Annotated in this window: 17 protein-coding genes; 2 read left to right on the top strand and 15 right to left on the bottom strand. The window is 70.2% G+C overall.

The genetic code is table 11. From position 1 onward, the window contains the following. Positions 1-24: 24 nt before the first annotated feature. The 5 genes from carB to pyrR are packed head-to-tail and all read right to left on the bottom strand — an operon-like array spanning position 25 to position 7,519. Positions 25-3,369, bottom strand: a complete 3,345-nt coding sequence (gene carB, locus ACOGXD_RS11845) for a carbamoyl-phosphate synthase large subunit (RefSeq protein ID WP_419915249.1) — start codon at positions 3,367-3,369, stop codon at positions 25-27. Next, complete coding sequence (gene carA / locus ACOGXD_RS11840) at positions 3,369-4,547, bottom strand: glutamine-hydrolyzing carbamoyl-phosphate synthase small subunit (RefSeq protein ID WP_419915248.1); 1,179 nt, start codon at positions 4,545-4,547, stop codon at positions 3,369-3,371. Before carA ends, carB begins: the two co-directional genes overlap by 1 nt. Then, positions 4,544-5,896, bottom strand: coding sequence for a dihydroorotase (locus ACOGXD_RS11835; protein WP_419915247.1), 1,353 nt, complete (start codon positions 5,894-5,896; stop codon positions 4,544-4,546). The genes carA and ACOGXD_RS11835 overlap by 4 nt, the downstream gene beginning before the upstream one ends. A gap of 1 nt (position 5,897) precedes the next feature. Beyond that, positions 5,898-6,977 (bottom strand): aspartate carbamoyltransferase catalytic subunit, encoded by a 1,080-nt coding sequence (locus ACOGXD_RS11830; RefSeq protein WP_419915246.1) that lies wholly within the window; start codon positions 6,975-6,977, stop codon positions 5,898-5,900. Beyond that, positions 6,974-7,519 (bottom strand): bifunctional pyr operon transcriptional regulator/uracil phosphoribosyltransferase PyrR, encoded by a 546-nt coding sequence (gene pyrR / locus ACOGXD_RS11825; RefSeq protein ID WP_416246650.1) that lies wholly within the window; start codon positions 7,517-7,519, stop codon positions 6,974-6,976. Before pyrR ends, ACOGXD_RS11830 begins: the two co-directional genes overlap by 4 nt. Positions 7,520-7,732: 213 nt before the next feature. On the opposite strand from pyrR, the gene ACOGXD_RS11820 reads away from it, so the two are divergent. Next, positions 7,733-7,963, top strand: coding sequence for a CopG family transcriptional regulator (locus ACOGXD_RS11820; RefSeq protein WP_419911225.1), 231 nt, complete (start codon positions 7,733-7,735; stop codon positions 7,961-7,963). A 6-nt stretch (positions 7,964-7,969) separates the two neighbouring features. Next, a complete protein-coding gene (locus ACOGXD_RS11815; RefSeq protein WP_419915245.1) occupies positions 7,970-8,401 on the top strand; it encodes a TA system VapC family ribonuclease toxin in 432 nt (143 codons plus the stop codon). Between the two features lie 81 nt (positions 8,402-8,482). Here the strand turns inward: ACOGXD_RS11815 and ACOGXD_RS11810 are convergent, their stop codons facing one another. The 10 genes from ACOGXD_RS11810 to ACOGXD_RS11765 form a co-directional block, all read right to left on the bottom strand. After that, positions 8,483-8,854 (bottom strand): hypothetical protein, encoded by a 372-nt coding sequence (locus tag ACOGXD_RS11810; RefSeq protein ID WP_419915244.1) that lies wholly within the window; start codon positions 8,852-8,854, stop codon positions 8,483-8,485. A 64-nt stretch (positions 8,855-8,918) separates the two neighbouring features. Continuing rightward, on the bottom strand, positions 8,919-9,341 hold the full coding sequence (locus tag ACOGXD_RS11805; protein WP_419915243.1) for a hypothetical protein: 423 nt from the start codon (positions 9,339-9,341) through the stop codon (positions 8,919-8,921). 33 nt (positions 9,342-9,374) lie between these two features. Then, the gene (locus ACOGXD_RS11800) at positions 9,375-9,791 is read right to left on the bottom strand and encodes a hypothetical protein (protein ID WP_419915242.1); all 417 of its coding nucleotides are present in this window, start codon (positions 9,789-9,791) and stop codon (positions 9,375-9,377) included. 95 nt (positions 9,792-9,886) lie between these two features. After that, on the bottom strand, positions 9,887-10,099 hold the full coding sequence (locus ACOGXD_RS11795; RefSeq protein WP_419915241.1) for a hypothetical protein: 213 nt from the start codon (positions 10,097-10,099) through the stop codon (positions 9,887-9,889). Between the two features lie 76 nt (positions 10,100-10,175). Further along, positions 10,176-10,943, bottom strand: a complete 768-nt coding sequence (locus tag ACOGXD_RS11790) for a type II secretion system F family protein (RefSeq protein WP_419915240.1) — start codon at positions 10,941-10,943, stop codon at positions 10,176-10,178. A 46-nt stretch (positions 10,944-10,989) separates the two neighbouring features. Next, on the bottom strand, positions 10,990-11,763 hold the full coding sequence (locus ACOGXD_RS11785) for a hypothetical protein (protein ID WP_419915239.1): 774 nt from the start codon (positions 11,761-11,763) through the stop codon (positions 10,990-10,992). After that, a complete protein-coding gene (locus ACOGXD_RS11780) occupies positions 11,757-13,598 on the bottom strand; it encodes an ATPase, T2SS/T4P/T4SS family (protein WP_419915238.1) in 1,842 nt (613 codons plus the stop codon). Before ACOGXD_RS11780 ends, ACOGXD_RS11785 begins: the two co-directional genes overlap by 7 nt. A gap of 3 nt (positions 13,599-13,601) precedes the next feature. After that, entirely contained in the window at positions 13,602-14,315 is a 714-nt protein-coding gene (locus tag ACOGXD_RS11775) for a hypothetical protein (RefSeq protein WP_419915237.1), read from the bottom strand. Next, the gene (locus ACOGXD_RS11770) at positions 14,315-16,522 is read right to left on the bottom strand and encodes a hypothetical protein (protein ID WP_419915236.1); all 2,208 of its coding nucleotides are present in this window, start codon (positions 16,520-16,522) and stop codon (positions 14,315-14,317) included. The genes ACOGXD_RS11775 and ACOGXD_RS11770 overlap by 1 nt, the downstream gene beginning before the upstream one ends. Further along, on the bottom strand, positions 16,519-18,483 hold the full coding sequence (locus tag ACOGXD_RS11765; protein ID WP_419915235.1) for a hypothetical protein: 1,965 nt from the start codon (positions 18,481-18,483) through the stop codon (positions 16,519-16,521). The genes ACOGXD_RS11770 and ACOGXD_RS11765 overlap by 4 nt, the downstream gene beginning before the upstream one ends. Positions 18,484-18,613: the final 130 nt, after the last annotated feature.

The following is an 18,613-nucleotide window of genomic DNA, read 5'->3' as shown; positions in this document are numbered from 1 at the left end:
CGAGGGACGGCCCGGGGCAGTGACTCAGGCATGCTCGCGTCGCATCGACGCATCGAGTTCTGCGTGGAATTCCTGCAGCGGCCGTACCTGCAAATCGCTGGCGAGCCACTCACGCAGGCCCGTGGCCGCGGCGCGGGCCGCGGCCACGGTGGTCAGGCACGGGACGTGATGCGTGCGTGCCGCCGCCCGGATGTGGCGGCCGTCGATCTGCGCCCCTCGACCCCTCGGCGTATTGACCACCAGCTGGATGCGACCTGCAGCGATGAGCTGCACCGAGTCCGCGCCGGGCGAGGTCTCGTGGCCGTCCACCGACAGCTTCGCCACCTCGGTCGCGACGGCGACGCCGTTGCCTCGCAGGTAGTCGGCCGTGCCGGCTGTCGCGGCGATGTCGAAGCCGAGCGCGACGAGCACGCGGGCCGCCTCGAGCCCCTCGGGCTTGTCGCGGTCGGCGAGCGTCAGCAGCACCGTGCCGCCGGACGGGAGCGCGTCGCCCGCGGCAATCTGGCTCTTGGCGAACGCCAGCCCGAAGGTGGCGTCGATGCCCATGACTTCGCCCGTCGAGCGCATCTCGGGGCCGAGCACGGTGTCCACCGAGGGGAACCGGCCGAAGGGCAGCACGGCTTCCTTCACGGCGACATGGCGCGGCCCTGTTGGCTCATCGGCGGGCAGCTGGCCGTTGCGTGACCAGTCAGGCAGCATCCCGTCTGCGACAAGCTCGTCGAGCGTCTCGCCCGCCATCACCCGCGATGCCGCCTTGGCGAGCGACACCCCGGTGGCCTTGGCGACGAACGGCACCGTGCGCGACGCCCGCGGGTTGGCCTCGATCACGAACACCTCGCCAGCCTTGACGGCGAACTGCACGTTCAGCAGCCCCACCACGCCGAGCGAGTCGGCCAGACGCTGGGTATAGGTCACGATCGTCTGCTGGGTCTCGGCGCTGAGGCTCGGCGGCGGGATGGCGCACGCGCTGTCGCCCGAGTGCACGCCGGCCTGCTCGACGTGCTCCATGATCCCGCCGAGCATCCACGCGCCGGTGCGGTCGCGCAGTGAGTCGACGTCGACCTCGATGGCGTCTTCGAGGAAGCGATCCACGAGCACGGGCCGTTCGGCCGACAGGCCTCCTTCACGACCCAGCGAGGAGAACTGCGCCAGCTCGGCCATGGTGGCGGCGAGCTCGTCGTGGTCATAGACGACGGTCATGGCCCTGCCGCCGAGCACGTAGCTGGGGCGCACGAGCGCGGGAAAGCCGATGTCGTCGCAGATCGCGGCCGCCTCGGCCGGCCCGGCAGCGGTGCCGCCGGGCGGCTGCGGGATGGCGAGTGCGGCACAGAGCGCGTTCCAGCGCTCGCGGTCCTCGGCCAGGTCAATGGAGTCGGCGGGCGTGCCGCACACCAGCCCGGCGGGCAGTTCCGATGCCAGCTTGAGCGGCGTCTGGCCGCCGAGGCTCACGATGACGCCGACCGGATCCTCGGCGTCGATGATGTTGAGGACATCCTCGGTGGTGAGCGGCTCGAAGTACAAGCGGTCTGAGGTGTCGTAGTCGGTGGAGACCGTCTCGGGGTTGCAGTTGACCATGACGGTCTCGTAGCCGGCGTCGCGCAGGGCGAAGCTGGCGTGCACGCAGCAGTAGTCGAACTCGATGCCCTGGCCGATGCGGTTGGGCCCCGAGCCCAGGATGATCATGCGGGGGCGGGTGCCGGCGCGGATCTCGTCCTCGTCCTCGTAGGTGGAGTAGTGGTACGGCGTACGGGCATCGAACTCGGCGGCGCACGTGTCCACAGTCTTGAACGTGGCGCGCACGCCCGCCTCAAGGCGCGCAGCGCGCACCTCGGCCTCGCCGGTGCCCCACAGCCATGCCAGCTGGGCGTCGGCGAAGCCGAGCTGCTTGGCGCGCTTCCACGCACGCCGACTGAGCTGGCTGGGGCCGCCGGCCGCTTCGAGCGCCGCCCGCTCGTCGATGATGGCGAGCATCTGGTCGACGAACCACGGGTCCACGCCGGTGGCGGTGCTGACCTCGTCAGGATCGGCGCCTCTGCGCAGCAGCTCTCCCATCTCGAAGACGCGCTCGGGCGTGGGCGTGCCGATCGCGTCGAGCAGCTCGGCCGTCGTGCGCTCGGCGTACTGCGCCTCGCCTGCGTCAGCATTCAGGCCGAAACGGCCCTGCTCCAGGCTGCGCAGCGCCTTCTGCAGGCTCTCGGGGAAGGTGCGTCCGATGGCCATCACCTCGCCGACCGACTGCATCTGCGGTCCGAGTACCGGCGCGGCACCGGGCAGCTTCTCGAAGGCCCAGCGAGGAATCTTGGTGACCACGTAGTCGATGGTCGGCTCGAAGCTGGCGGGCGTCTCGCCGGTGATGTCGTTGGTGATCTCGTCGAGCGTGTAGCCGACGGCGAGTCGGGCGGCGATCTTGGCGATCGGGAAGCCGGTCGCCTTCGACGCCAGGGCGGAGCTGCGGCTGACCCGCGGGTTCATCTCGATGATGATCTGCTCGCCGTTGGCGGGGTCCACGGCGAACTGCACGTTCGAGCCGCCCGTCTCCACGCCGATGCGGCGGATGCAGGCGAAGGCCGCGTCGCGCATCTGCTGGTACTCCACGTCGGACAGGGTCTGGGTGGGGGCGACGGTGACCGAGTCGCCGGTATGAACGCCCATCGCATCGAAGTTCTCGATGGAGCAGATCACCACGCAGTTGTCGGCGCGGTCGCGCATCACCTCGAGCTCGAATTCCTTCCAGCCCTTCACCGACTGCTCGATGAGGATCTCGCTGATCGGGCTGGCGTCGAGGCCTGCGGCTGCCGCGGTTTCGAACTCGGCGGCAGTGGTAGCGAAGCCGGTGCCCTCCCCGCCCAGGATGTAGGCAGGACGGATGATGACCGGCAGGCCGATCTCGTCGATGGCCCGGCGAGCCTCGCCCATGGAGTGAGCGATGGCCGAGCGAGCGCAGCGCAGGCCGATCTCGGTCATGGCCTGGCGGAAGCGGTCGCGGTCCTCCGCCGTGTTGATGGCCACCTCGGACGCGCCGATCATCTCGACGCCGTAGCGGTCGAGCACGCCGCTGTTGGAGAGCTCGGTGGCGAGGTTCAGCGCCGTCTGGCCGCCGAGCGTGGGCAGCAGCGCGTCCGGGCGTTCGCGGGCGATGATCGCCTCAAGCACCGCCGCGTCGAGCGGCTCGACATAGGTGGCGTCGGCGAACTCGGGGTCGGTCATGATCGTGGCCGGGTTCGAGTTGGCCAGGATCACCCGGTAGCCCTCTTCGCGCAGCACCCGGCAGGCCTGCGTGCCCGAGTAGTCGAACTCGCAGGCCTGGCCGATCACGATGGGTCCCGAGCCGATGATGAGGATCGAGCCGATGTCGTCGCGACGCGGCATCAGCGAGCCGTTCCGTGACTGGCGGCGGCGCCGGGACCGGCGCCGTTGGGGGTCCCGCCCCAGAACGACGACATGAGATCGGCGAATCGGTCGAACAGGTAGCGCGAGTCGTGCGGGCCGGGGCTGGCTTCAGGGTGGTACTGCACCGCGAACGCGGGCAGGTCGCGGCAGGCGAAGCCTTCGAGCGACCCGTCGTTGAGGCAGACGTGCGTCTCGTCGACGCCGGGCACCGAGCCGGATTCGATGGCGAAGTTGTGGTTCTGGCTGGTGATCTCGACGCGGCCGGTCGACTCGTCGCGCACTGGCACATTCCCCCCGTGGTGGCCGAAGGGCAGCTTGTAGGAGCGGCCGCCTAGCGCCAGCCCCAGCACCTGCTGGCCGAGGCAGATGCCGAAGATCGGCACCCGGTCGAGCAAATCGCCGAGCGCGTCGGTGACGCTGCCCGCCATCTCGGGATCGCCCGGGCCGTTGGACAGGAACACGCCGTGGGGCTCGCGGGCGAGCACCTCGTCTGCGGGAGTATGCGCCGGCACCACCTCGACGGTGGCGATGCGCCCGAGGTTGACAGCGATGGCGCGCTTGATGCCCAAGTCGTAGGCCACCACGCGCCATGGCCCATCGCCGGCCTTGTATGGCTCGGCGGTGGTGACCTCGCTGACCAGATCGACGCCCGCGGTGCCGGGCTCGGCGGTGGCCGCGGCCGCGAGGCGTGCCAGCGCCTCATCGTCGGGGGCGGGCCCGAAGGCACCTGGCATGGCGCCGTGGTCGCGCACATGGCGTGTCAGGCGGCGCGTGTCCACGCCCGCGATGCCGGCCACCCCGTGACGGGCGAGATAGGCGTCGAGATCGCTGTCGGCACGCCAGTTGGAGCGGCGGCGGGCCAGGTCGCGGATGACGACGCCTCGGCAGAACGGCTGGCGAGATTCGGCATCGGCGGTGGTCGTGCCGTAGTTGCCGATGTGCGGGTAGGTGAAAGCGATGATCTGGCCTGCGTAGGAGGGGTCGGTGATGACCTCCTGGTAGCCGGTCATCACGGTGTTGAACACGACCTCGCCCGATGCGATGCCGCCGGAGGGACCCAGGGGCGCGCCGATCATCTCGCCCTCGAAGGTGGTGCCGTCGGTGAGCACGAGCGCACCGGCAGTGGGCGCGGCGGGGTTGTCTGCGGTTGGGGTCATCGGGTGTTTCCTGCGGCGAGCGCAGCGACGGTATCGGCCGTGCTGCACAGCGCACCATCGGCCACCACTGCTTGGCCGGCAACGACCGTTGCCGTCACCATCACACCCATTTCGCGACGGCGGTGCGGAGTGTTGCGCGCCATCGAGACCGAGCCGCGCTCGGCCAGCGTCCAGGGTCTGTCGAGGTCGAGAACCACGAGGTTCGCCGGCTGGCCGGGCTCGATCGTTCCGCCGCCGAGATGTGCGGCACCTGCCAGTTCGGCAGGTCGCCACGCGAGCGCGTCCAACGCTGTCTCGACGCTGATGTCTGGATGGCCCAGGACGAGTGCAGCACAGGTTTCCAGCGCCGCCACGCCAGGCGGTGCCTCATCAAAGGGCAGGTCTTTCGCCTGCGGCGGAACCGGCGAGTGGCCGCTGACCACCGCATCGATCGTGCGGTCGTTGACACCGGTGATGAGCGCCGCCCGGTCCTGCGCGTCGCGGTAGGGCGGCTCGGCCCGGAGGAGCGTGTCGTAGCCGTCGGCATCGGCATCGATGAAGAGCAGGTGCTCGGCGGCAACCGACGCAGACACGTCGATGCCCTCCGCCTTGGCGGCACGCACCAGCTCGACTGTGCGGGTGGCGCTGATGCGGTCGAGGTGCAGCCGCCGTCCGGTGAGCCTCGCAACGCCGATCGCAGCGCCGGCTGCCAGCTCCTCGGAGGCAGCCGGTTCCCCGGCCAGGCCCATGCGTGCCGACACGGCGCCCTCGGCCATGGCGGCCGTGCCGCCGAGATGGGCAGTGGCCGGGCGCACCGACACAGTCCCGCCCAGCGGTCCGGCGTACTGCAGAGCCCGGCGCAGCAGGCCGGCGTCGGCCAGCGGCCCCACGTCTGTGAACCAGCGGACGCCAGCGTCGGCCAGCTCGGCCAGCGGCGACAGGCGCTTCCCTGCCCGGTCTGCGGTGATCGTGGCAGCCGCGATGACGGCGCAGTATCCGCCTGCCGCATTGCGACGCAGCTCGGCGAGCTGGCCCAAGCGGTCGAGCGGCGGGTCGGTGTCGGGCTGCGCCAGGACAGCGGTGAAGCCGCCGAGCGCGGCGGCCGCGGTGGCGGTCGCGACGGTCTCGGCCTCCTCGTTGCCGGGCTCGCCGAGGCGGCTGAACAGGTCCACCAGTCCGGCGGCGATCACGCACCCGGTCGCATCGATGACCTGAGCCGAACCGTTGCGGCTCGTGCCAGGAGGATCAACAGAGGCGATTCGGCCGTCCAGCACGGTGATGTCTGCGTACCGTCGACCGGTTCGTTCGACGATCTCGCCGCCTGCCAGCAGCAACGTCTCACCTCCGGCCGGCGCCCGCAGCTTCGCCATCTCAGGCACCGCCTCGGCCCGTCGTATCCGCCTCTGAGGGCGCGGCTTCGGGGGTCGCATCCGTGTTGGGCAGTGCCGTGCCCGATCCGATCAGGCGGAACAGCACTGCCATGCGGGCTGCCACCCCATGTGACACCTGCTGGGTGACCAGCACCCGGTTGGCAGCCAGGTCTTCGAACACCGCACCTGCAATCTCGATGCCGCGATTCATCGGGCCGGGGTGGGTGATGACCGCATCAGGGCGCAGGCGCTGGGCGCGTTCGGCGGTGAGGCCGTAGCGGGCGACGTACTCGGACACCGACCCGATCAAGCCGTCCACCATGCGCTCGCGCTGGCAGCGCAGCAACCCCACCACGTCAAGATCGTCGAGCACCTCGTCGAGGCTGTGGGAGATCTCAACGCGCTTGGCTGCGTCGGCCGGGAACCAGCAGTCGATCCAGTCACGCGGCTGCGCCGGCAGCAGCGTGGGTGGCGCAACCAGCACGATGCTGGCGCCCAGCGCGGTGTAGGCCTCGATGTCGCTGCGGGCGACGCGGCTGTGGACGATGTCGCCGACGATGCCGATCCGGAGCCCTGCCAGCGTGGGCTCGTCGGCCACTTCGGCGCCCGGCTGGCCGTCGGGCATCGGGCTGAAGTGGCGCCACAGCGTGTAGGCGTCCTGCAGACCCTGGGTGGGGTGGGCATGCCACCCGTCGCCGCCGTTGAGCACTGCGACGCCGTCGTCGGCCCAGCGGGCGATCTGCGCAGGCACTCCGGCGCTGCGATGGCGCACCACGGCGGCATGGATGCCCATGGCCTGGACAGTCTCGAAGGTGTCTCGCAGCGATTCGCCCTTCGCGAGCGACGAGGAGGCCGCGGAGAAGTTGAGCACGTCGGCCGACAGTCGCTTGGCCGCGGTCTCGAAGGCCAGCCGGGTGCGGGTGGACTCCTCGAAGAACAGCGTGGCCACGGTGCGGCCGCGCAGGGCGGGCACCCGAGGGATCGGCCGGCGGCCCACCTCGACGAAGCGGTCGGTGAGCGACAGCAATTCGGAGATGCCCTGGGTGCCGAGCTCGCCCAAGGTCAGCAGGTGCACGCTCACTTGCGCATCTCCCCCAGCAGCACGCCCTCGAGCGTGACGTCCACCATCTCCTCGCGGCTGGTGGGCAGGTTCTTGCCGACGAAGTCGGGGCGGATGGGCAGCTCGCGGTGACCGCGGTCGATCACCACGGCAAGCTGCACCGCCCGGGGCCGCCCGAAGTCGTTGAGGGCATCGAGCGCTGCGCGGATGGTGCGGCCGGTGTAGAGCACGTCGTCGACCAGCACCACCGTCATGCCGTCGAGGTCGAAGGGGATGTCGGTGACGGCTTCGGCCATGACGGGGCGCAGGCCGATGTCGTCGCGGTGCATCGCCACGTCGAGCGTGCCGAAGGGCACGTCGGTGCCGTCGATCTCGAACAGGAGCCGCACGATCCGCAGGGCGATCTGCACGCCGCCGGTCTGCAGGCCGACCACGAGGACGTTGTCGAGACCCTCGTTCCGCTCGATGATCTCGTGGCTGACACGGGTGAGCGCCCGGTGGACCCCGCTGGAATCGAGAATGGTGGTCCGGGCAACGAAAACGCCCCCGTAGGGGGGCGTCATGCGTCGCTCGCGGTCTGCCACGCGCAGGTCCTTCCTGTCCGTTCGGGCCTCACGGGACCCGCTTCACGGTCAGAACCGCACCCTAGCGCGGGCCTCCCGCGACGTGGCGCGCAATTCCGCGTCCTGCACAGATCTGACTCTGGAGGCGTGATCATGCACTTGATTGCTCATTTGCATGCTTAATTTTCCCCATGTTCGTGCTATATTTTGCTCATGCGCACGACCATCGAATTCGACGAGGATGCGGCACGGGCGCTGGCACGGCTGCGCCAGGACACCGGCATGGGCGTTTCCGAGGCCGTCAACCACCTCGTGCGGCGCGGGCTTGCAGCCTCATCGGACGCTCGCCCCTTCGTCCAACGGACCCATCCGCTCGGCATCCAGATCGACGTCAGCAACGTGGCCGAGGCCATCGATGTGCTCGAAGGCTCGCGCACGAGGTAGCTGCGGGTGCTCATCGACGCCAACGTCCTGCTGTACGCGGTCGACGAACGGAGCCCGTTCCACGACGCAACGCGCACGTGGCTCGAGGGAGCGCTGAACGGGCCACGTCGGGTCGGGCTTCCTTGGCAGTCGCTCACCGGCTTCCTGCGGATCGTCACGAACCCGCGAGCAGTGCCGAATCCGCTCGGACCCGCCGAGGCGTGGGCGTTCGTCGACGACTGGCTGGGCGCTCCCAGCGCGTGGATTCCCGAACCCGGCCGGGGGTACCGGAACATCCTCGAGCGTCTGGTGCGGGACCTGCATCTCAGCGCCAACCTGATTCCCGATGCTGCGCTCGCCGCGCTGTGCATCGAGCACGGCCTGGCCATCGTCTCAGCAGACTCCGATTTCGCCCGTTTCGCTGAGCTGCGCTGGATCAACCCGGCATCGAGTGCATGACACTGGAGGAGAGGGACTCCAGCGCACTGCGAACCCCCACGGACGCACCGCTGCGCATCGTTCCGCACCAGCAACACTCGCTCAAGCGCAGGCGGGCAGGGCGGTGCCGGCCAGGTCGGCGACGTCGAGCGCTTGCAGGCTGAGCGCGTGACGGCCGTGGGCTGGGGCAAGGCCTCGCAATACCACCGGCGACCAATCCAGCGACACGTCGGCTTGGACGGCGTCGCCGCGCCGGCAGACAACGCACGCCGGAGCGGTGCAGCCCGTCGGCGGCACGCAGCGGCTGGTGGCATCGCCGCTGACGGCGCACGAGTCGAGCGTGCTGATCGCGACCCGGCGGGCCTCGTCGGCGGACTGGTTCCGCAGGCTCATGACCTGCGCGGTGTCGGCAGCCGCGGCACTGAACAGCGCGCACATCGCTGCGAGCGCGAGCGCGACGAAGGGCGTGCTCATCGCGGCGACCGACGAGCGAGCGCCCGGGCCCCGAGACGATTGTCGGCGACGCCGCGTGTGGTGCTCATGGCTGGGAGGCGGGTGCCGGCGGGATCGGGACGGCGACGCGGGCGCTGACGGTGTCGGTGAACAGGGGTGAGACCGCGAGCGGGCAGGTCACGTCGACCGTCACGGCCGCAGGTTCGGTCTTCGAGGGCAGGCGGTGGACGGCGGCAGTGACGCTGTAGCGCTGATCGGCGCTGTCGCAGCTGGCGATGGCTGCGGCGCCCACGACACGCTCGGCGATGTCTGCGGCGCGCCTGTCGACGTCGGCATCGGTGGCCGCGGCCGGGGGCGAGGCGAGCGCGCTGGCCGCGTAGTGCGCTGCATCGATGCTCGCCGCCCGGATCGACCCCGACGCTCGCGTGGCGTCGCCGGAGTAGTCCACGAGCCAGATACCGAACACCAGCACTGCCGCTGCGCTCAGCATCCCGATGGATTCATCCATGGCCCGGCCGCTTCCACGAGCGCGGCGCGCTGCTCAGCACGGCGGCGCCACCGGTGCCCACAGCGCGGCGCCCTCGGCCGACGGCGGGCGGCGGCAGGCCACGCCGAGCGACTCGCCCCCGCTGAGCCAACCTTGGGAGGACACCCGCACCGACACGATGACCGAGCACGTCGGGTCGGCATGCACTTCGACCGCCGTGGGCTGGACGGCAGCGAGCTGCGCGGCGCGATCCACCGCAACCCGGGCCGCCGTGGCCGTCGCATCGGCCGGCAGGTCCGTCTCGGTGCAGTCCCAGTCGGGCGGCACGAGGTCGGTCACGGCGATGGCGGCGGCGTCGGCCGCCCCCTGCGCCGCGGCAGCGCCGACTTGGCGGGCGAACATCGAGATCACCAGCGCCATGAACACCACCAGCACGCTGAACAAGCGCAGAATCGAAAGCGAGCTGTCCATGTGGCGTCACCGGACACGGATCGAGTGTGTGCGACCATTAAGCGGTCGAGGATCTTCAGATCGCACCGTCGACACCTCGACGCGGACGCGTGCAGTTAGGGCCTGGCCGCACACGTCTTCGTGCCGGGGGTCCAGTTGCCGCCGACGGCCTTGCACAAGTTCTCGGTTTGGATCTTCGAGTACTCGACGGCGTCGTCAGTCGATTGGGGGGCGTTGCTGCCGAGGGTGGTCCACATGACCGTCACCACCAGCACTGAGGCGGCGACGGCGGCGGCGATGAAGATCAGCTTGGTAACTGGGGAATCCATGTGTTTGCTCCTTTCCCGCTTCCGCGGGTCTTTGGGGGCTGGTTGTGAATCTCGGGCGGCAAATTGCGGCGGTTCCTCACACCGAGGGCAGGGTCATGACGACGGTCACCATGACGACGGCGGAGGCGACGACAGCGAGCAGCGAGGCAGCTGCGCCTACTGAGCGGCCGAGCCGGTCGATGGATTCGCGACGACGGTCGTCCATGGCACGCACGACACGGTCGAGGACGCGGTCGAGCAACTGCGAGGCGGCAGCTCCGGATCGCTCGGCAGCGTCCACCGTGCGCAGCAGCGACGCCGTCGGCGAGTCGGCCAGCTGTGCCGCTACGGCGGCGAGCGGGTCGCGCCCGCCGAGCACGGCTGCGTTGACCGCACCGGCGGCAGGCGCGAAGGCGGGATCGGTGACGCGCTCGGCCGCATCGAGCACCGCCACGCTGATCGGATGCCCTGCCGCCACGAAGAGTCGTATGCGGCGCAGCCACAGCAGCACGGCGCCATCGACGCGGTGCCGGTGACCGGCCAGCACGGCACCAGCCATGAGTCCCGGCACTGCCCACGCCGCCACTACGGCGGCCAGCAGCGACCACGCCAGCGCGGTGGTGGGCGAGCTTCCCTCGCTGCCCGACAGCCGACCTGCGGCAACGACGCCGACACCGATCGTGCAGACTGCCACGATCACGGTCAGGCTGGTCAGCCGCGCCGGGCTCCAGCCCAATGCGCTCAGCCGGCGGCGGTCGCGGCGACGACGCTCGCTCGACGCCAGCAGGTGGATCGCAGCGCACGCACCCGTGCCGGCCATCAGCCACATGCCGAGCGCGCCGGCCGGTGGCCACGGCACGCTCATCGAAGCATCTCCCGGGCCGGCAGCGCCCAGCGGCGGCACGGCACCGTCACCGGAGCATCTCCCAGGCCGACGCAAGCGGGCGCGCGCTCACGGCGACGCCGATCACCGTGGCTGCAAGCCCGATGCGTTGCCCCTGCGGTCCCGACAGCCATGCCCACGCATCGGGGCTGACCAGCGCGCTGCCGAGGGCGACTGCCGCGCCGAGGGCGGCCGCGAGCCCTAGCTGGGGCAGGTTGGCGGCGACGTGGCGATGGAAGTGGCGTGCGGTGGAGGCGGCCTCCGCGGCCTCGGTTTCCAGCACGCCCAGGATCGGCACCCACTGGCCGCCGCTCGCTGCGGCCACTGCCACCACGTCGGCCAGCCAGGCGGCCACCGCGCCGTCGGCGCCCGTTGCGAACTGCTGCGCTGCAGCTTCCACGCCCACACTGCGGCATTCCTCGACGAGCTTGGCCGCTGTCTGGGCCATCGGCCCGGTGGCCAGCGGTGCTGAGGTCTCGAGTGCATCCACCACCGTGCGCGAAACCTGAGCTTGGTTCGCAAGAATCGATGCGAACTGCGCCACCGACTCTGCCGCATCCACACGTTGGCGGCTGCGGACGATGCACGCCGCGCACCATGCGCCGATGCCGACCACGGCGCCTGCGAGCCCAGCCGCCGTCGGCCCGAACGCCAGCCCGGCGACGAATGCCGCAGCGCCGGTCACGAGCAGGGGCCAGCGGAGCGACTCATCGCTGCGCGAGCGGGCCCTCCGGCCAGCGCTGAACAGCGTCCACAGCGCGGCCGCGCAGCCCGCCATGCCGAGTGCAGCGATCTTCAGCACACTGTGTCCTCGGCAACGAGCGGCTCGTACGGCGGCGGGTCGTCGATGGGGATGAGCGGACCGGGATCCCACAGCACGCCGCGCGACAGCTCGGTGTGAGGCGCGGGCGGGCCCGAGAGCGATTCCGCTGGTTGCGGAGGTGCCACCTGCGGATCCGACGGCTCGACCGGCGGCACTGCCGGGGCGGGGTTCGGCATCAGCGGGACATCCACGATCTGCGAGTACTCGGTCGGCAGGTCGGCGTCGCCGCCTGCTGCGGGGAGGCCAGCGGACACGTACACCTCCGCCATGCGGCCAGCGGGCCGTCCGGCCGGGGTCGCCCACCGGTCGCCCGACCGCAGCGCCCACAGGCAGGTCGTCGAGATGACCCCGGTGGCATCGTCGATGCCGGTGAGCTGCGTGACGTCAACGACGACCCGTTCACCGGCGTCATTGCGACCCATCCAGACGCATAGGTCAACTGCAGCGGCGATCTGACGGCGCGCGTAGTCGGGCTCTGCTCCCTCGGAGCAGGCATACGCCACGAGCTTCTCGAGCACGCCCTTGCCCGGCTGCGAGTGGAGCGTGACCAGGCACCCGTCCAAGCCCGAGGACATGGCATCCAGCAGCGCCTCGCAACCCTCGCCGCGGATCTCCCCTACCACGAGCTTGGCGGCGTTCGCCCGCTTGGCATCGCGGATGTGGTCGGCCATCGAATGACGCCCGTGCCCGTCCTGATTCGCATCGCGGGTCAGCCGCTCATAGGTGTTGGGATGAATGCCGTACTCCGCCAGGCGCAGCTCCGGCGTGTCCTCGATGGTGTCGATGCGCTCGTGGTCGGGCACCGCCGCGAGCAGTGCCTGGCACAGCGTGGTCTTGCCACCGCCCATCGCCGCCGCGACCACCACGTTGGCCCGCACCCTGCCGGCAATGGCCTCGATGAGCACGCTGCCGAGCTCGTTCGAGGCGATGCCCAGGTCGTCGAGACGCATCCGGCCGGCCATGTTCGAGCGGAGCACGACGTTGGGCGGGCTCGTCACGAACGCCTCGGCGTGCAGGCGCCAGCGGTCGCCGACGCGCACATCCAGCCGGGGGTCCAGCTCGTCGAAGCGCTGGGGTCGATCGCCGGAATAACTCGCCAGGAATCGCACCGCCTCGATGAGATCGTCGTCAGCGGCGAATGGTGACGACCGTCGCTCCACCCGGCCGTCCGCATACTGCGCCAGCATCGACTCCCCGCCGCGTATCTGGAATTCCTCGATGTCGGGTTCGTCGAGCAGCTCGGAGAGCGCGTCGGTGGCAGCGCGCGCCGCGGTTCGTCGCCGCACCGCGCCGTCGGTGCGGTCGAGTCGCTGCGGGGCGCACGCGGACGACGCCAGCGAGCGCCCGAGCCGGTGGAGCTGGCGGTATGCGCTGCGGGATCCCACCCGCTTGATGCGCACCACCCGGTTCGCATCCAGCGCAGCTGACAGCTCGCCGGTTGGATCACCGCGCCCGCCGTCTGCGGTCGGCAGCCACACTGCGGTGCGTGGTACCCCGCCCGAGGCCGCGGCGTGCCACGCCTGCGCAGCGTGAGGACTGCCGGCTGGACGGGTTGCGGCACGAGCAGCGGTCACACCGAGCAGCAGCACCACCTCACTGGACGCGGCCGTCGCGGCCGCGATGGCATCAGGCTCCATATCGCTGGTGAGCCACACCACGTACGGCTCGACCCCCTCGTCCGGGCGCGGCATCGACGCCACGTCGGCGGCGAACCAGACCTGGCCCGCAACGGCGGACAAGCCAGCCCGCATTGCGTCGCGCACCCAGTCGCGCGTTGCGGGGTCCACGGCGTCGTCGCACAGCGCGAGCAACACTGCTCAGCCTCCTGCCGAATCCGCGAACGGCGACGACGCTTCGTTGCCGAATCCCGGCGGCACATTGCTGCCGAACGTCGACGGAACCGTTCCAGCACTGCTCACCGGTCGGCACTGGGGCCAGCCTGCGGGCGGCGCCGGCCACACCACGAGGCCGTCGAGCTCGGAGGTGCGCGCGTAACGCGCAGCGCCGACCGCATCGACGTGAACCACGATGCTCCCCTCCGCGCCTCCTGCCAAGGTGGTCACGTCGAGTGCGCAGCCGCCCAGCACGCCGGCCACCACCGCGCGGCTGCCAGCTCGAGGGCCCGGTGCTGGCCACGCGGAGGTGTCCGCGCTCAAACGCATGACGGTGGTCGCGCCAAGAGCAGCTTCCGGCGGACCCAGCAGGGCCGGCGTGACGAACGTCCCGGCGGGCACATCGAAGGCCACGATGCTGCCCGTTATGGCTTCAGGATCGGCAAACCGGCCAGCAAGATCCTGCGGGATCTCCGCCGCGTCAAAGGCTCCCGGCGGCTGGCCTGCGAGCCACGCCTCCGATGTCACCGCCACGAGCACCTGCGGCGACTCCTGATGCGGGCGACCCCACAGCCAGATCGCCACCACGACAACAACCACGATCACGGCTGAGACGCCGAACCGCCACGGTTCGATCGTCACGCCGGACTGAGCCGGTGCCCGCTCTTCGGGCCCGAAGCCGGGGCGAGCCGGCGGCATCACGGCCGCGCCCCGCTCTGTGTGACGGTGACCCGGCCGTCCGCATACTCGCTCACTGGCCGGATCCAGCTTGCTCCTGAGGCCAGCGTGACCCAGCAGTCGTCGCTCGCGGGCGGCCCGTCCCCATTGGCGCTGGCTTTCCCGGGATCCCGTCCCGCCGCCGGCACCGCTTCGAAGCACACCTCGAAGCGCCAGGCGAATGCCGCAGGGTGACTGAAGAGCCATCCGCAGCTTCCCGCTGCTGCGGACCCCACGGCATCTGCGACCGCGCACGTCACCTCCGCAGGCGCCACACCAGGTCGGTGCCACTGGCGCAGGAGCTGCTGCTGATCAGCGCTCAGCGCATCCCACCGGCCGACGAGGTGCCCGGCGCCGGTCTCGGCTTCGATGATCCGTCGCTCGGCCGCGATCCACGGCCGCAGTTCCGACCAGGCAGTACGCATCTGCGCCGCAACCCACGCGCAGTCCGCGTCGCTGATCTGCACGGTGCGGTGGGCGCGCATCCAGCCGCGACCGGGGGCCACCTGCAAGTGCCGACCCCCACCGGGCATATCGCCCTGGCGAGATGCGGCCACGCTCGCTGAGCGCACGTGCGATTCCCACGCCAGCGCAGCCGCATCGGCAGCACTCAGCTGCAGCGGCGGCACTGCCGGACACAGCGGGTCGGGGGCAGCGGTGGTCGTAGTGGGCTGCGTGACAACGGTCGTGGTGTCGGGTCGACTGTCGGGACCGTCGCCGTCACCATCATCGTCGTTTGAATCATCCTTTGCGTCGTCGTCGGAGCCACCGTCAGGCTCGGTGGTGGTCGTTGTCGTGGCAGTTGTCGGCGGCGGGTCCTTTGGGGGCGAAGGCAGGCATGCGTAGTCGTAGGAACCGTTGATGCGTGTTTGCACGTACCGCGGCAAGGTTCCGAAGCTCGAGCAGTCGAAGATGCACACCCGGTAGGTCTCCGCGCCGCGATGAGGGTGTGCATGCTCCTGTATCTGCGTGTTCGCCAGCTCCCCGATCGCAGGGCAGTAGGTGCGGATGGTGGTTTCCTCGCAGTCGCCGGGCGTCGTGCACTTGTTCAGCAGGTCGCTCTCGGTGACACAGCTCCCGCCGTGATCGGGCCGGTACGTCGTTCCCTCGATGTCGTCGCAGACATCGGGCTCGCTGTCCCAGGTGCGTCCCGGCAGCTCGTGGCACGGCACATACGACAGCAGCCCGTCGGCGCAGCGATGGATGCCCAGCTCGGCAAGCCGCTCGTCGCTCTCGCCCGCCAGGTGATGCAGCGGCCGCGCACCGCCGTCGGGGCTGTCGATGGGTCCGCCGCTGTCTTCCTGGTCAGTGCCGGTGTCCGGATTCGAACCGGGCGCCGACGACTGGCATGTCAGCACCGATGGACCGGTGCCGCCCAGCGCATCGCCGTAGCGGGGCACCGAACCCGATGGGCAGCTCTGCGCGGGCGCAGCAGACGGCTGGCCGAGAACGGTGCGCGAGCACTGGCTCCCGGCAGACTGCCAGCCCGACGGGCACGGACCGGGCGATGCGGGCGTGGTCACCCACTCCGTCACGGTTTCGTAGACCGGCACAGTGGTGTAATGGATGGTGGGCACCCGGTCCCAGTAGCCGGTCTCGACCTCGGAGTAGACAGGTGTCTCGCTCCAGTAGCCGGGAATGGTGACCGTGTGGGTGGTCTGGTAGCCGTACACCGGCACGTTGCGGCAGTTGTACTGCTGGCCCGAGATGGGATCGAAGTCGCAACGCCGGCTGGTGCCGGTCTGCACACGCAGCGGCGGCACCAGCGGCTCGATCTGCGTTCGCGGCGGCGTCCAGACGCGGTTCGTTCCGGTCTGGACCGTCTTGGTGCCCGTCGATATCCACACGTCGTCATAGGTGGTGTGGCTGTACACCTGCTGGGTACGGCCGGTGTCCACTCTCGTGGTCACCTTCCTCTGACACTCATGGCCGCCGTACTGGCCGGGAACCTGGGTGGATCCGCTCCCACAACTCGACGGACGAAGCACGGTCTCGGTGCGCTCCGTGAGACATGTCCCGCTCGCGCTGTCGAGCACCATGCCTGCTTCGCAGCTCAGCACCGGCGCCGTGGCTGTCTGCGCCGCGACTGCATCGCCGCGCGCAGCCATCACGGCGAGCGGGACTGCAACCAGCGCGACGCCGAGTGTCCACCAGGCCGCGCGGCCGCTGGCACACCGTGCAGTCGTCACGATGAGACCTCAGCCAGCGGTTCGGCCTGCGGCCACCAGTAGCGGTCTGACGACGGCGGCCAGCTGGCCCCGAGACACGGCGGCATCGGGCGCGGGTAGGCATGCCCGTCTGCAGTCCGAGGCAGCGACTCTGGCGGCCACGGCTTCTTTGGCCGTCGCTCTGCCGGCAGCCCGGTCTGGCGCCGCAGCGTCTCAGCGATCATGTCGGCGTGCGGTGAGCAACCGAGGATCTGCTCGAACGACTTGAAGGGCGAGAGGTACATGCGCTCGTGCCAACTCACGCCGGGCGCCCACTGGGTAGCGGACAGCTCCCAGTCGACAACCGGCGCGCTTGCCGCTGCCTGTGACATCGCGTCCCACTGGGCGGGCGTGCACCGGTCCTGCAGCGAGGGACGAACCAGCTCCCTGTCGACCAATGCGCCGACGGGGATGCCCGTGGCGCACCAGAACTCCAAGTGCCAGTCGTGATCCCGGTGAGCCCGCCACGCCTCCTGCTGGGGCACGTCCACCCATTCACGAACGGCGATCCACTGGTTGCGCACGCCCGATCCCCATGCACGGGGTTCGCTCCAGTCGATGGCGGCGGCCTCAGTGTCCTTCTCGTTCTGCAGCCACTGCGCAGCCTGGGCAAAGGCATCGCTGTCGCAGTCGCCCTCGAACAGGGCATTGCGCAGCACCCGGTAGCTGAGCCGGGACCAGGTGAGCCACATGGCCTCGACCTGCGCCAGATGATCAGTGCCGGCATCGAGGCGCTCACCCGTCGACGCATCCACCAGGAAGGACTGCCCGGGCGGATGGCAGATCACCGCCAGTGCATGTCCCGCAGCGCTGAGGTCGACCACCCAGGCCCGCTCGACAGGCGGCGCCGTGAAGCTCAACCGGAGACCTCGCGCCCACAGCGATTCGAGCTGGCGGGTGCGATGCGATTCGGTGTAGATGCCGGGGATGATCGTGGCCAGGTCGCTGCACGCTTCCCACAGCGTCTCGGGCCCGACGCTCACGACGGCGTGGCCCACCAACGAGTCAGTCACCGCGCCCTGTGCTGCCCGCAGCGTCAGCCACTGCTTGGCTTGCGTCGACCAGTCGCCGGGGAAGAACCCAGCGTCGGCCAGGCTGTGGCCGCCGAGTGCCAGTTCCATCGGCTCACCGGGGCTGTACACCAACAGCTTGGCGATGTCGTTGACCGTCGTGCCCCATGAATGCATCGGGCGGCCCCCGGGCGAGCGCATCCCGGTGATGAACGCTTCAATGACGGCACCTGCCCGATCCCGCTCAGCACCGGTGCGGCCAGGGTCCACGCCGAGCGCTTCGGCTGTCGGATGGGGTGGGCAGAGCGCCACATGGTCATAGGCCCCGCTGCGATCCGCGCTGAGGCGGGTCTCGTAGCCGAGGCCTCCAGGGTCGACCACCAGCTCCCATGCCCTGGGGGTTCCCCCGCGCCGATGTGCCAGTCGGGTGCCGTCGGCAAGCGCTGCCCGGGCTTCTGGCAGGTAGGGGGGCATCGCCGCCCACTGCGCTCGCTGAGCGACGACATAGCCGTGACCTTGTCCGACGTCGCCCAGCAGCTCAGATCGCGAGCCGGTTACCGCCGGCTGGCTGGGCTCTTGTCGAGCGGGATCCAGCTCCGGGTATGGCGGCCACGGGACCCAGATCCGACCGCTGCCGATCTGGGCGGCCGTCGGAAACTCCAATGTCGAGTGGTGCTCGGTGGCGGTCGGGTACTGGCCGTTGCCCGCCACGATCGGCCGGGCCTCGTCGGCGGGTCGACCACCCAGCGCCGAAGCCTGCTGTTCGGAGATGCTGCGGGCATCGTCGATGGCGGCGTCGCCGGGCTCGGCCGTGATCGACGGGCCGAGGTCGACCGGCTCACCGCCATCGCCGCTGCAGGCCACCGTGAGCGCCCCGACAAGCAGCACCAGCAGAGCCAGCGCTGTCCCCCTGCCGCACTCTTGATTCGCCATCGCCCAGCTCCTCGATCTCGTAGTCCGAGGTCGTCTTTGCGGTCATCTCGTTCGGTCGGGATTGCCGCGAAGATTCGATGCGAGTTCTAAGCGCGTTGTTTCAGCTAATTCCAATCATTTTCAATAGATG

Origin of the sequence: Candidatus Poriferisodalis sp. (assembly GCF_965204125.1) — a bacterium.
Lineage (GTDB): Bacteria > Actinomycetota > Acidimicrobiia > Acidimicrobiales > Poriferisodalaceae > Poriferisodalis.
This window is presented reverse-complemented; position numbering and strand designations above follow the sequence as displayed.

Coding starts and splice junctions, on each gene's coding strand:
- carB (WP_419915249.1), bottom strand. CDS start 3,369: ATGCCGCGTCGCGACGACATCGGCTCGATCCTCATCATCGGCTCGGGA.
- carA (WP_419915248.1), bottom strand. CDS start 4,547: ATGACCCCAACCGCAGACAACCCCGCCGCGCCCACTGCCGGTGCGCTC.
- ACOGXD_RS11835 (WP_419915247.1), bottom strand. CDS start 5,896: ATGGCGAAGCTGCGGGCGCCGGCCGGAGGTGAGACGTTGCTGCTGGCA.
- pyrR (WP_416246650.1), bottom strand. CDS start 7,519: ATGACGCCCCCCTACGGGGGCGTTTTCGTTGCCCGGACCACCATTCTC.
- ACOGXD_RS11820 (WP_419911225.1), top strand. CDS start 7,733: ATGCGCACGACCATCGAATTCGACGAGGATGCGGCACGGGCGCTGGCA.
- ACOGXD_RS11810 (WP_419915244.1), bottom strand. CDS start 8,854: ATGAGCACGCCCTTCGTCGCGCTCGCGCTCGCAGCGATGTGCGCGCTG.
- ACOGXD_RS11805 (WP_419915243.1), bottom strand. CDS start 9,341: ATGGATGAATCCATCGGGATGCTGAGCGCAGCGGCAGTGCTGGTGTTC.
- ACOGXD_RS11800 (WP_419915242.1), bottom strand. CDS start 9,791: ATGGACAGCTCGCTTTCGATTCTGCGCTTGTTCAGCGTGCTGGTGGTG.
- ACOGXD_RS11795 (WP_419915241.1), bottom strand. CDS start 10,099: ATGGATTCCCCAGTTACCAAGCTGATCTTCATCGCCGCCGCCGTCGCC.
- ACOGXD_RS11790 (WP_419915240.1), bottom strand. CDS start 10,943: ATGAGCGTGCCGTGGCCACCGGCCGGCGCGCTCGGCATGTGGCTGATG.
- ACOGXD_RS11775 (WP_419915237.1), bottom strand. CDS start 14,315: ATGCCGCCGGCTCGCCCCGGCTTCGGGCCCGAAGAGCGGGCACCGGCT.
- ACOGXD_RS11765 (WP_419915235.1), bottom strand. CDS start 18,483: ATGGCGAATCAAGAGTGCGGCAGGGGGACAGCGCTGGCTCTGCTGGTG.